General features: G+C 42.6%; 11 protein-coding genes. 5 read left to right on the forward strand and 6 right to left on the reverse strand.

What is annotated here, in order from left to right:
• Nucleotides 1-7: 7 nt before the first annotated feature.
• The 5 genes from FXW07_RS04015 to FXW07_RS04035 all read left to right on the forward strand — a co-directional run bounded on the left by FXW07_RS04015 (nt 8) and on the right by FXW07_RS04035 (nt 6,057).
• On the forward strand, nt 8-1,585 hold the full coding sequence (locus FXW07_RS04015) for a hypothetical protein (RefSeq protein WP_229393859.1): 1,578 nt from the start codon (nt 8-10) through the stop codon (nt 1,583-1,585).
• Nucleotides 1,586-1,750: 165 nt separating this feature from the next.
• Nucleotides 1,751-3,574: an energy-coupling factor transporter ATPase gene (locus FXW07_RS04020; RefSeq protein WP_229393875.1), complete on the forward strand. Its 1,824-nt coding sequence runs from the start codon at nt 1,751-1,753 to the stop codon at nt 3,572-3,574.
• A 100-nt stretch (nt 3,575-3,674) separates the two neighbouring features.
• On the forward strand, nt 3,675-4,568 hold the full coding sequence (locus FXW07_RS04025) for an energy-coupling factor transporter transmembrane component T (protein WP_229393891.1): 894 nt from the start codon (nt 3,675-3,677) through the stop codon (nt 4,566-4,568).
• Nucleotides 4,565-5,332, forward strand: coding sequence for an ATP-binding cassette domain-containing protein (locus FXW07_RS04030; RefSeq protein WP_229393905.1), 768 nt, complete (start codon nt 4,565-4,567; stop codon nt 5,330-5,332). Before FXW07_RS04025 ends, FXW07_RS04030 begins: the two co-directional genes overlap by 4 nt.
• Nucleotides 5,329-6,057 carry an ABC transporter permease gene (locus tag FXW07_RS04035; RefSeq protein WP_229393915.1) on the forward strand — a complete coding sequence of 243 codons (729 nt, stop codon included), beginning with the start codon at nt 5,329-5,331 and terminating at the stop codon, nt 6,055-6,057. Before FXW07_RS04030 ends, FXW07_RS04035 begins: the two co-directional genes overlap by 4 nt.
• Before the next feature lie 331 nt (nt 6,058-6,388).
• Here FXW07_RS04035 and FXW07_RS04040 read toward each other — a convergent pair whose 3' ends face one another.
• The 6 genes from FXW07_RS04040 to FXW07_RS04065 form a co-directional block, all read right to left on the reverse strand.
• Nucleotides 6,389-7,162, reverse strand: coding sequence for a formylmethanofuran dehydrogenase subunit C (locus tag FXW07_RS04040; RefSeq protein WP_229393933.1), 774 nt, complete (start codon nt 7,160-7,162; stop codon nt 6,389-6,391).
• Nucleotide 7,163: 1 nt separating this feature from the next.
• A complete protein-coding gene (locus FXW07_RS04045) occupies nt 7,164-8,879 on the reverse strand; it encodes a formylmethanofuran dehydrogenase subunit A (protein WP_229393938.1) in 1,716 nt (571 codons plus the stop codon).
• Nucleotides 8,864-10,186, reverse strand: coding sequence for a formylmethanofuran dehydrogenase subunit B (locus tag FXW07_RS04050; protein ID WP_048117567.1), 1,323 nt, complete (start codon nt 10,184-10,186; stop codon nt 8,864-8,866). The genes FXW07_RS04045 and FXW07_RS04050 overlap by 16 nt, the downstream gene beginning before the upstream one ends.
• 69 nt (nt 10,187-10,255) lie before the next feature.
• Nucleotides 10,256-10,639 (reverse strand): molybdopterin dinucleotide binding domain-containing protein, encoded by a 384-nt coding sequence (locus FXW07_RS04055; RefSeq protein ID WP_048117564.1) that lies wholly within the window; start codon nt 10,637-10,639, stop codon nt 10,256-10,258.
• Between the two features lie 579 nt (nt 10,640-11,218).
• Nucleotides 11,219-12,223: a phosphate uptake regulator PhoU gene (locus FXW07_RS04060; RefSeq protein ID WP_346655627.1), complete on the reverse strand. Its 1,005-nt coding sequence runs from the start codon at nt 12,221-12,223 to the stop codon at nt 11,219-11,221.
• A 627-nt stretch (nt 12,224-12,850) separates the two neighbouring features.
• On the reverse strand, nt 12,851-13,303 hold the full coding sequence (locus FXW07_RS04065; protein ID WP_229393953.1) for a hemerythrin domain-containing protein: 453 nt from the start codon (nt 13,301-13,303) through the stop codon (nt 12,851-12,853).
• Nucleotides 13,304-13,519 lie beyond the last annotated feature (216 nt).

The raw sequence follows: 13,519 nt of genomic DNA on the forward strand, positions 1-13,519 counted from the left end.
TAGCGGAATGAAAAATATAGGTTTTTTCCTCCTCGTACTTGTGCTAATCGTACAGCCCGTAGCTGCACAGGTTCAGCAGGAGGACTTCAAACCTGAAGATATGACCACATTCATAATTCAGGTCCCCCATGGGGTAGAAGGGAATGGCCTTGCAGTTGGAAACAGCACACTCTCTGCATATCTTTTCTTTGAAAGCTATTATGACGGAAATATGAATGTGACAGTGGAGCTTAACTTACCGAAGGGTTTTGTGCTTCGCGAGACTCCAGTTCATTCATTTTCACTTCAGACCGAGTATGATGACTGGTACAGGCTTATTGATTTTTATATACCTGCGGACACGCCCTGCGGGGTTTATAACATAACTGCAAAAGCAGTTGTTGATGTGGAAGGAACAAAACATACTATTGTGCGTACAACCCAGCTTAAAGTTGCTTCAAAAGAAGAAGTCGCAAATGAAGTTTCAGTGTCCCAGCTAATCGTACCTTCAGATGAAGACGGATATGGAGATCCCAGCCATCCCTCCAACACCCTGGTTGTCCAGGAAACGTCCCCTGCACTCAAAAAGCTGCTAACGGTTACAGACCTGAAAGTAGAGAAAGACGACCTCACTTCAACCTACATGGGGATAGAGCTTACAAATGCCGGAAATAGTACAATTCCTATCATAGTCACATATGATATTCTTGACGCAAAAACCGGTGAACCTGTAAAAGCATTTAAGCCCGATATTATGGGAATGAAAGCAGATACCGTGTGTTATGCCACCGTAACCCTCTCTCCGGGTTCAAGTTCGCTGATAAGCCTTCCAATGTATATATCTCCGGATGCTATGGGAGGAGAATACCTTTTAAGGGTCAAAGTAAAACTCACAGGCAGCGACTGGATTGCAGTAACAAAAGAACAAAAAATTGCTGCAATCTCAAGGCGGTGGGGGCCTATAATAACTACGTTTACAGCCTCTTTGCTCGGGATTACTGCTCTTGGCTTTTTTCTCTCAAGACCCAGGGAGATAATGGACAGGTTTAAAACCCGCAACCTTGTGTTAATTGCTCTTTTCGGCACCGTTTCTTTTGCAGCCATAAACCTGCCTATGACCATCCTGTGGGAGTTATCCCATGCAATCTTCGGGCCATTTAGTTTCCTGTTCACAGGGCTCTTCAATGAGATTCTTCTTTACATGCTCATTGCCTCTCTTGTGGTCCTTATCCCAAAACCAGGAGTTATAAGCCTTTTTATGATGGTCAGGTTTCTACTTGGAGGTTTCATAACAGGGAGTTTCACCCCTATAACTTTTATAACACTGTCAGTCAATGCGGTAATTCTGGAACTTTTGCTGTATACTGCAGGTATAACCGGTAAAAATCCAGCTCCAGATAACAGGCTCAAGATGGGAATTCTTTGCGGATTTGCTGATATGGCCGGTAGCTATGTATCCTTCAGTGTCTGGATGGTCCTCTACAGACTTTTCTACAGTGACTGGTATATAGCTGCAAATATCCTGATCGACGGGTTCCTCTACACCTTCATAGGAACCTGGTTTGGAATAAGCCTTGGAAATAGACTAAAAAAGGTGGCAGAATGACGCGAACTTTGGTCAGTTTTCCCGGCCTCTGGTCAAGCTTTCCCTCGGAAAGGTTTGCGCCATTGCCAGGGGTTTTCGCTCAAGCCTTTTCTCAAAAGGCTTGCAAGTAAACCTTTTTTGAAAAGGTTTGTGGTCGTGGTACAATAGGTTTGTAGTCGTGGTACAATGATAGAAATCAAAGACTTATGGTACACTTATCCAGGAAGATCGGAACCGACTTTAAAGGGAATTAACCTTAAAGTCGAAAAAGGAGAATTTGTCCTCCTCACAGGACCTACCGGATGTGGAAAAAGTACTTTATTAAAAACCTTAAATGGGATCATCCCTCATGAATCAGGGGGAATATTCTCAGGCAGTGTGAAAATCAAAGGGATGGAAACCACTGAATCAAACCAGATGGAAATCTCGAAAGAAGTAGGCCTTGTGTTTCAGAACCCAGATGACCAGATCTTTTCTACAACTGTTGAAGACGAAGTAGCCTTTGGGCCTGAAAACCTCTGCTTCGAGAGAGAAGAAATTGATAGAAAAGTAAAAGAAGCCCTGCAAATCGTAGGGATGTCCGGCCACAGGCTGGATTCCACAAACTCACTTTCCGGAGGACAGAAACAGAGAATCTGCATTGCAAGTATGCTTGCAATGGCGCCTGAAGTCCTTGCTATGGACGAACCTGTAAGCCAGATGGACCCCATGGGTACGCATGAAGTCCTGAATACGGTCAGAGAACTCAACAGGAAACTGAAAACGACTATTCTGCTGGTTGAACATAGACTGCACGAGCTTGCACCCTTTGTAGACAGAATTGTCATAATGGACGACGGGAAAATAGTCTTTGATCAACCCGCCTCAAAAGCTTTTGATCATCTTGAAGTCTTTTACAGGCTTGGGCTAAGAATTCCAGAACCCGTAGAACTTTGCCATAGACTTGGAATCAAAGCCAGCCCTTTGAGTGTCAGCGGAGCTCTTGCCGTACTGGATAGAGAAAATTTTAAAGAAAATACCAGGATATCTCAACTCCCCTCAAATCCGGAAGAAAATACTGTAATCAAGAACAGTTCAAGAAAAACTTCCGTTGAAAATAATGCTCATGGAAATAATACTCACGGAAATAATACTCATGGAAATAATGCTCATGGAAATAATGCTCACGGAAATAATGCTTTTGAGAACAATGTTTCTGAAAATAATGTTTCGATTATTTCCATTCAGGATCTATGGTCAGGATATGAGAAAAACAAGATGGTATTGAAAGGAATAAATCTGGAAATCCGTAAAGGTGAGAGGGTTGCGATTATGGGCACAAACGGCTCTGGAAAATCAACCCTGCTTTTACACCTTGCAGCTATTCTCAAACCAGATAAAGGAAATGTGAAGGTTTTTGGGGAGGACACAAAGTCCAGGAATCCATACTCCTTTGCAGGCAAGGTAGGATTTGTGTTCCAGAACCCTGACCTTATGCTCTTCTGTGATTCAGCTGAGGAAGAAGCAAGGTTTGGACCTGTTCAATTAAAATACAGTAATATTGAGGAAAGGGTAAGAAACTCTCTTGAAGCCATGTCAATTCTGCCTCTCAGGCACGACCTTCCACAGGCCCTGAGCCGTGGACAAAGACTCAGGACAGCCGTTGCCTCGGTACTTTCCATAACTCCCGAACTTATTCTTCTTGATGAACCCACAACAGGGCAGGATAGAGTGAATATAGAACAGATGATGGACTTTTTCAAAAATAACAATTCGACACTGATTTTCTGTACACACGACATTGAGGTAGCCATGTCTTATGCTACAAGAATCCTCGTGATGAATGATGGGCAGATAATAGCAGACGGGAAAGGAAAAGAAGTTATAAAAGATACTGAAAGCCTCAGGAAAGCCTCGCTGACCCAGCCCCCGGTTGTTGAGATTGCAAATTATCTGGGAGTCAATGCCTTTTCAGTTAAAGAACTTGTAAAAACGCTGACCTCCAGAAGTGTTGAAGGGATAAAGTGTTGAAGTGTGCTGGATAATATAAGGCATTGAAGTGTGCTGGATAATATAAGGCATTGAAGTGTGCTGGATGATATAAAATGTTAAAGGGATACGGGATGGTAGCATGATAGGTGCAAGATCAATTGCAGAACCGACAATTAAAGATACAGTTATTCACAGGATGGACCCAAGAGCTAAGATCCTTATCCTGATTTCCACTGTTTTTGTCGCTGTGTCCCTGGATAACCAGAAAACGATGTTATTGTTGTTTCTGCTCGTACTCTCAGGATTTGCACTTGCAAGAATGCCGGCAATAAAGATCAAGACACTTGTTATATTGCTCGTACTTTTGATCTGGGGAACTATTTACTCACAGGCTCTCTTTTATTCTCAACTCCCGAGAACTGTGATTTTTACCATAATCAGTCCTGATTTTCCGATTCTTGGCTGGTTGACAGGCGGTGGGCTGTTCGTGTATGAAGAAGGGCTCCATCACGGCGCAGTTCAGGGCCTTAGATCGGCTTCAATCCTTTCTCTTGGACTGTTGATGTGCTGGACCACGGACTCAAGAGATATGTTAAACGGGCTGGTCGGACTCAGGGTTCCTTACAGCGTAGCTTTTATGGTGATCACAGCAGTAAGATTTTTACCAATAATAATCACTGAAGTAGCCACCGTGATAACAGTCCAGCGGCTCAGGGGATTTAATCCGAAAAAGTTCGGGTCAGGAATCGTAAAAACATTACTCAATATATTAACCCCTACTCTTGCAAACTGTGTACGGAGAACCGGAACCCTTGCAGTTTCAATTCAGAGTAGGGCTTTTCGGGCAAACCTTGACAGGACATCTCTGAAAAAGCTGGAGTTTTCAGACAGTGATAAGATAATGGTTGCAGTCTGTGTTTTTGCAGCCATAAGTATTGTGATCATGAAGCTTATTTACAATATGTATACAAGCGGGATTTATTACACTTCAGGCTTAAGGCCCGTTTACGCAATTGCAGGAGGATACCTGTGATAGAAATAAAAAAATTATCCCGATCCTTTGGAAACCTGATTGCTGTGGATAATCTGGATCTTGAAGTTGAAAACGAGATCTTTGGCCTTCTTGGCCCTAATGGGGCAGGCAAGAGTACAACAGTTATGATGCTTACAACTCTACTAAAACCCAGCAGCGGTACTGCAAAAGTCTGTGGATACGATATAGTAAAAGAGTCAAAAAAAGTAAGGTCAAAGATAAGTTATGTCCCTCAGGATATGGCAGTTGACCGAAAACTCACAGGCAGGGAAAATGTAATGCTTTATGCAAAACTCTACGGTATCCCTGATAGGGATTCAAAGGTAGATGAAGCGATTGAAATGATGGGGCTTTCAGATCGTGCCGGCGACCTTGTGGCAACATACTCCGGAGGAATGAGAAGGCGCCTTGAACTTGCCCAGGCACTTGTGCACGAACCTGAGGTTCTATTTCTGGATGAGCCGACTCTTGGACTGGATGTAAGCGGCAGAAAGAAGATATGGGAGCATATCAGGATGCTTAAGGCCGAAGGGATGACCATCTTCATGACTACGCATTACCTTGAAGAGGCAGAAAAATATTGTAACAGAGTTGCTATTATCGATAAAGGGCGAATCGCAGTTATCGGCTCTCCTGAAAATCTTACAAGTTCCATAGGGGAACATGCCTCCCTTAATGACGTTTTTCTTGAAAACGTTAAAACCCCTGAAGAGCAGGTAGGGTTTAATTCGACCCAGTTTAGAAACCTTCTGAGGCGAAGATGATGAAAGCAGTATACTACTATTTTGAGAGGGATCTTGTAAAATGGCTAAGAGGAAGGGTTACCGTTATTTCTTCCCTGGTAATGCCTGCAGCCTGGTTGGTGTTTGTAGGGCTGGCCCTGCCTACGAAGTTCACTGATAATTATCTTGAATATATAACCCCTGGCATTCTTGTCATGACTATGCTTTTTTCTTCCCTGCAGGGAGGATCTCTTATGATTTTCGATAAGATACTGGGCTTTCTTAATAAGTTCCTGGCCATGCCCTCGCCACGAGAAAGCATGCTGTACGGAAAAATCCTCTTTATCAGTGTAAGAGGCTTGCTGCAGGCAACTGTGATACTCCTTATAGCTACTCTTCTTGGGGTAAGGATATTGAATCCTGTGCATATATTTTTGATATATCTTACACTGTTTTTATTTTCAGTATTTTTTTCTGCTCTCTCAACCATGATAGGACTGTACTTAAGTGACCATGACAGCTATGCAGCTGTTAACAGCATGATCAGTATGCCTTTATTCTTCACCAGCAGCGCGCTCATGCCCTATGACGTCATGCCTGAATGGTTGAGGTTTTTGGCCAGGCTTAATCCGGTAAGTTATGCAATAGACAGTACAAGAACTCTGTTTGAAGGAGGAATACCTGTTCACGGGCTTATAAGCCTGGTCATCGGGGCCGGAGTTATGGTACTTCTCGGGACGTATCAGTTTAGGAAGGCATTTGTGTAAAAAAGGGATTTGTGTGAAAAAAGGATTTGTGTGAAAAAGGGATTTGTGTGAAAAAAGGATATGATGTTCTTTGAATAAGCGGTACAAACAAATGAAAGTACTTGCAGATTAACATGACTTTCGTGCTAAGAAAAAGAACGTGAGATTTATAGAATAACAGGCACAAATAATGGAAAGTACTTGAAAGCACTTTTTATGCCAATAAATAAAAACTGAGTGAACGTTGTATCAAAAGCTGGTAAATTTAAACCAGCTAATCTTCATAACCTAACTGACAAATAAAAATAAGCGCGTTCTTCACGCGCCTTTCTTTCTCTAAATTTCATTCTATTTAATGACTCTCACATTGTTTCATAAGGAGTACGCCTTTGCCGCTGACGTTGACATCTCCTGCGAACCGCTGGTAGAGAACGCCATCCACTTCTTCGGTCCCTTCCTCTACATAGGAGGGCAGCAAATCCTTCACTTTGCCTCTTATGATGACAGTGCCTTTTTTCATTTCGCTTGCAGGCATTTCGGTGCTGCCTTCGATGATGATCGTCCCACCGTTGTTCAGGATTGCTGGAAGGAGCCCAGCATTGCCCAGTACATGGATTTCTCCTCCGCACATGTGTTCTCCCAGAAAGTCCCTGACATTTCCGTTGACTGTGATTTTACCTCCCTTCATGCCACAGGCTTCTCCCCGGTAGCCGCCGCCTACATAATAGCCGCCGTTTCCATTAAGGATGATTTCTCCCCCTTTCATTTCACAGCCTAGCCAGCTATCGGCATCTCCGTTGATCGTGATCTTTCCGCCTTTCATATTAGAGCCACAGTGCATATCCACATTCCCATTAATTTCGATTTCCCCGGTGCTCATACCCTGTCCAATGCGCTTTACTCTGGAGACATCACCATTGATCACAATTTTTGTGTTTTCTGCGCTGTCCTTGCCTTCAACTTTTACATTGAATAGCTCGCTAAGAAGGCACTGCATATTTCCATACCAAACCTGGACAGCTTTGATTTCGTCCTCCGTTTTTCCGGCAAAGTTGTCCGGGTTTACGGTATCAGCTACGATAGGGATTTTATTCTGTGCTTTTAAGGAGAGAGTAATTATCTGCATTTTAGAATCCCTCCGTTGCGATTTCAACAGGTTTTGGGACGTATGCATCCTCTACCATGTAGTTGGACTTGCTCACAGTATAATATTTCTGGAACTTCACGTCAAGGTCTTCATGCATTGCGCTTTCAATATCTGACGGAACCTTTGCATTTACCCAGTAAGTCCTCCCCATGGGTGTGTTTTCAATATTTCCGTCCTTGACAACGATGGTTCCTCCCTTAATGGTGTAAGCTGTAGCACTGAAGGCTTTCTTTACTTTTTCATGCTCTACGGAGGGATCAATTGCATCCGGTAAAATGTCATATATGGCAATGTCTGCATCAGCTCCTACTGCAAGGTTTCCTTTCTCAGGCCTGCTATAAATCCTGGACTGAGTGCCTCTGGTCATGGTTGCCAGTTCATAAAAACTTAGTTCCCTATCGAGGCCAGGCAAAACCATTCTGCCAAGAGCCATCTCCGGGAATCCCGAAATGATCTCCTGCCTCTTCTTTTCACTCATAAGGTAGGTGTATGCTTCAGGATAGTTAACAAAAGATCCTCCGTTAGGGCTATCCGTTGTGAACATGACCTTCCACGGATCTTTTACGAGCAGGGCCAGTTCAATCCCTATTGCCCACTGGACTGCATTTACAAAGCTCTTTGGGGAATATACAAGTGGCACCACTCCGGATGCGTCTTCCAGCTCCACATCCTGGTTGCTCCATTTCTCCTTTAACATCCTTGAGTTTGCGTATTCAACCGGGCCGTCGGCAGTCATGGTAACGGCAGGCCCGAAAATGAGCTGACCGAGATCAAAGGTCAGGTGATTAACTCCGTTCACGTAGTCTGCAATCATTGGAGCCCCGGTCTCAAAGTCACGCCAGGAAGTGCCAGCATAGGCATTAAACTGGACATGAGTTACGTGCAGACTCTGCCTGTTACGCCTGGGTTTCACTTTTTCAAAAAGCTTCATGGTCTCGATGGTAGTCTTATAATTTCCAGGGTGCCCCAGATTGTTACAGTGGACATGAACTGAATGAGGAAGACCCAGTTTTTCATTTGCCTCTCCCAGGCCCAGCAGAATTTCTGCAGGGGTTACGTCAAAATTAGGCACGGGGTCATAGAGCCCGCTAACATTCTTGCCCCAGCCCCATGCCTCTCCGCCACCTGCATTTACAATCTTTATGCCGTAACCTCTAGAGGCTTTCAGACCCCAGGCAATGTAAGCTGCAAGTTTTTCGGGCTCTTTGTCTCGGATATATTCCATAACCTGCCAGTTGCTCCCAAAGAGAGTGAGCCCCATTTTGTCCAGAATTGGGATTTCCTTGAATTCCTCGTGGGTATGCCTTGCTGTAAGAGGAGGCATTGCAGCCTCGCATATAGTGGTGTAACCCAGTTTTGCATACCTGTACCCGATTGCATAAGTGTTTGGGGTGTTGTACCCTACCTGAGCCCTGGTCTTTTCAGTGTGGGGCTCAAACCCTGAGAGGCCCGGGACCAGATTTCTTCTGGCATCGTTAGGGTTCATCGATCGCCCCACATTGATTTTGCCAGCGCTGTGAGTATGCCCGTCAAAGCCTCCTGCCATCGTGAGTCTGCCTTCAGCATCGATAACCTTTGCATTTGAGGAAACGCTTTCTACGATCTTGCCGTCTTTTATGCACAGGTCCATTTTTTCACAGTTTATTCCCTGAATCGGGTCGCAGACAACTGCGTTTTCAATCAATAACTCTGACATGTTCCTTCACCTCGCTTCAGTTCTCTTACTTTTGCAATCAGGTCCTTTAAGATCTCTTCATCGGTTTTGAACCTGGTATCGATAAGTTTCTTCATCCTGATTGGGATTGCATCCATACGGTAGGCTGTGCCTTCGGCTTCAATACCCACGACTGCTGCAGGGATCACTACATCGGCAAGTTCAGTTGTTGGGTTTGGATAAGGGTCGATTTGAATCAGGGGAATCCTGGCAAGGTGCCGGACTGCCTTTTGTGGGAAGTGTGCTCCTGGGTCCGCAGCTCCGACAATTGCCGCATCAACCTCTTCTCTGACAAGAACGTCGTTTGCCCCCGTCTCTCCAGGATTGTAGTAGGGATAACCTTTTGAAAAGTCAATTGCCATCGGATAACCGGTCTCCCAGGTTGCGACTTCCCCGAAACCTGATACGTTATAATGACCTCTCATTCCCATCATGATAGCTTTTGTGTGCTGGGTCAGGTCTGAGATAAGGGAGGATACTGCATCACCATTCTTGTATTTGGAACGGGATTGTGTTATGCCCATGCCGAATAAAATGGAGACAAAACTGGAGTTTTTCATGAGTTCGGCAAGTTCTAGAATTTCGGTTTTTGAAACCCCGGCCACGTTTTTCGGAATAGCAGTTTCATGCCCATTGATTGCTGAGCGAAGTGCTGTTACCAGCAGAAGGTCCGAACCCTGTTCTATTTCAATATATTTATCGGCACGTTTTGCAGTATCGGTTTTTCGCACGTCGATTACCACCATCTTCCGGTCTTTTCGCCCATTTGGAGTAAAAAAGCCCCTGGAAAAACTTGAGTAACGAGTCATGTGGCGAGGATGGGCATGTATGGGGTTGCAGCCCCAGAAGATAATCAGGTCTGATCTGTTTTTGATCTCTCCAAGAGTTGCTCCCGGGTTTCCTTTTTCCTGAGTAGCAAGGGCTGAAGGGCCGTGGCAAACATTAGCAGTCGAGTCAATCACGGACCCGGTCTCCTCAGCTAACTGGATCGCTTTGCTTATCGCTTCGCAGGAGGTGGAGCACCAACCGTAAGAAAGAGTCCTTCTTGAGTTTGCCAGGATCCTTGCAGCAGTATCGATTGCCTCCTCGTATGTTACTTCGACGAGTTCCCCGTCTTTTCTAATCATGGGTGTTTTGATTCGATCATGAGTCTGTACTCCAACGGTCTTACTGTGGCCGAGAATGCAGGCATTCCTTACACCCGTTATTTTGTTATCCTCAACTGTGACTGATATATCATCGCAGAGACATCCGCAAAGAGAACATACTGCGTCTTTGATTATGGGCATATTTTTCCTCCGAATTTTTCAAGTTTCTCCGGATTTGAGTGAAAATGTGAACTACTTGTTTTCTGGACTTTAGTTTTCCAGATACTTCTTCATCAGGGACTTCATGTCCAGGGGCATTTTATCCGTAATTTCAATTTCTGCAGGCACACCTTTTAAACCGGGCATTCCGCAACCGTGAGTATCAGGATTTAGCACTGCGTTTGCCCAGGGGCCCATCGGAATAAAAGCAAGCCCTTTTGGGTTTCCATCGTTTGCTTTTGCAAATACCACAACGTCTCCAAACTCGGATGTGACTTTCAGGCTGTTTCCTTCGGATGCCCCCAATTTTTCAAGGTCTACTGCGTTAAGCTCGCAGTAACTGCAGGCTTCAAAATAAGCTTTATATGTCTTTGCTTCCAGATTTGCACCCTGTTTGGCAGTTCTTCCGGATATGAGATTGACTTTTATTTTCATGGGAATTCCTCATCTGGGATTAATCAAGTTCAGTAAGCGGGGTCACTTTTGTGAAATATCAAAATCGTTTTCTATATAGCAGTTATTTGAGTTCCAAATTCAGGCTTCTAGTTAAGTTGAGAATTAATCTGAATTCCTTCATTATCTTTAGATGAAAGCATGGACTCGCGTTCTTTTGGTCAATTTTTCAGTGATCGAACGAAGTTCCATTTTTATTTTTGGTTTATTATATGAGTTAATATCCTAGCTATATTTTAACAAACGACTTATTATATAATACCGATATGTCCAGCTAGACATAATGAATTTTTTATTTCAGCTGTGATTCCTAAGCTCAGAACTCTGATTTTCCTATGAATTTCCCAGTTAGAAAAATAGTTAACAAGCACATAATAATCAGAATTGAGCTTTTGTCAAAATTGACAAAAATGCGTTAAATGCAAAAAAATCTGAAATTGCTTATTTGATCAAAAAAATTACATATAGTGCCTTTAAGATTGCACCATTAAAGGCCGCTGAGCACAAAATAGAGTATATAAGTTATATGAAAAAAGAAATAGAAGTCCAAACCTTTGAGGGTCAGACCCGCTTAATGTTCATATTGATTGCAACTTCTGCAATGTCAGCACTGTATTCCGAGACCCGTCTAAGGCTTTCCAGGATCATGCTAAGTTCAATATTACCTGGCCCTTCGCAGTTCTGTGGTTCCAGAGAAACCCCGAACTGGGAAGCTTTCTTCGCTTCTACGACGATTTTATTAATAGCCTGTGGATCTTCCTCGGCCATTGAGTCTATTGAGCTTTCAAAAACCTTGCAGGAGAGGTCAGCCATCTTAAAGATAGGGTCATCAGCATTGACTCCGGAGTCCATTTTCATGACACTTTTTGCTATCTTTACAGCGTGATCTCCTACACGCTCGATACTTTTCGTAATAAGTCTGTATCCCAAACATTCTCTGGGATGCCTGATTCCAATCTTTTCAGAGAGCTCGATATCTTCAATTGAAGCCTTGAGCTGGCGGACAGCAAGAAGATAAAAGCGATCCACATCGTCATCTCTCTGAACGACATCTTCAGCAATTTCCACATTATGGTCCCTGAGAGCAGTCATGGAGTCTTCAAGCATGGAAAGCACAAGTCCATACATGTTTCTAATTACTCTGGTAAGTGGAAGGTCATTGTAGTTCAGAAGGCACTGGAAGACCAGCTCGTTCCTAGACTCTTCTATAAGTTCAAGCCCTATCAGCTTCTGACGCACGGAATCTTTGATGAACTTGCGATCATAGGCACTAAAACCTTTTTTGGTAGTCAGTCTGATAACATCATAGCCCACAAGATAATGAGAAATAAGAATCCTGAGATTATTTTCTGCACTGTCGGAGTGAATATAATCGATAGTTGCATTAAGGGTGGAGTGCTCCTTTGAAACCGCACTGGAAGAAACAAGCAGAGTTTTATTAGGCATGGGTGTGAGTGTAAGGGTGTCTCCGGCCTCAAGCCCTATATCTCGGACCCATTTTATGGGGAGGGACACAATATAGGTTGAATTTCCGGTAAACTGAACTTTTCTTTTATCTTTGGTGATGAATAAACCCCCTAGGGCATTCTAATAATTATTAAAGGAACTATATAGAGAAAAGTAATATATAAAGGTATCTTGGAAATAGAACACTAAAAATAGAAACAAAACATGATAGCTATGTCTAATTATGGTATATAGGATCAGTTATCGAATTATAGAAAAACATAGAGTTACAGTGAAAATACGATATAAAAGTATATAAAACTAGTTTTCTGAAAGGTATTTTTTTTCCGCAAAACTCTGTTGCAACAGTCACAAGATAATTCGGTAAATACTATATTAATCACCTTCGAGTAAAGAACAAAATAACTAATTAATAAGAGATTAGAAAAGTAAGTAGGATAAAAAACACACATGAAATTCTTCGAATAACAGGTGCAAAGAAATGAAAGTACTTGAAAGAACTTTCATGATAAACGCACATGAAATTTTCCAAATAGCAGGCACAAAAAACGAAAGTACTTGAAAGAACTTTCATGATAAATAAAAAATAATTATTAAGAGATCAGGCGAGTAAGGAATATAAGAAATAAAGAAAAACGGTTAAAGAGATATCAGACAAGCAAAAAAGATAAAAAAAGAGAACAAATTAACAAGAAATCGGCCTCAAGTACAATATCTGATCTTTACTTATACAAAGGGTCCCCCAGTCTCTATTCTGTTCATGTAACTCCTTTTGAACTCAATGTATTGTTGAGCCATCTCTTCTGCCTTCTCCTGGCTCAGGATATTTCGGGCTTTTTCAAAAACCTTACTTTCCTCTTCTTCAATGTGATGCTCTATGCTTTGTTTCAGTTCATTGATTTTAGAGGTCCATTTTTCATTTATTTCGTCCATTCCTTCTATTTCAAAGATCAGGGTTTTTGTCTCATCGTGTTCCTTATGAGCTTGACTCATAAGCTCACGTAATTCATTTATTTCTTCAAGCACAGGATAGAAGATTCTCTCTTCTCCCATCATATGAGGATCAGCTTTAAGCTTTACTTTAAAAAAACTTACCTTTGAGCCATCCTGCAATGCTTGCCGGAGAAGGTCAGACATCTGCTCATGCTCTTCTTTAAGAATATCATAAATGGTTTCCATAATTTCCCCCTGTGTTCAGTGTATGAAGATATATTCAAAAGTATAAATAAGTAATTAATAAAAGAATACATAAAAGCATGATTGGACAGAAATTCAGATTTATGAGAACTAAGGTTTCCCCAAAGGCTTCTTTTTTAATTAACTCAGTTGTAGATTATACAGAAATAGAGTATACATAGTAAGGTTATGTATATAGCTAAAGAAACAACACGTCAA

Origin of the sequence: Methanosarcina sp. DH1 (assembly GCF_020804205.1) — an archaeon.
Taxonomy (GTDB): Archaea; Halobacteriota; Methanosarcinia; order Methanosarcinales; family Methanosarcinaceae; genus Methanosarcina; species Methanosarcina vacuolata.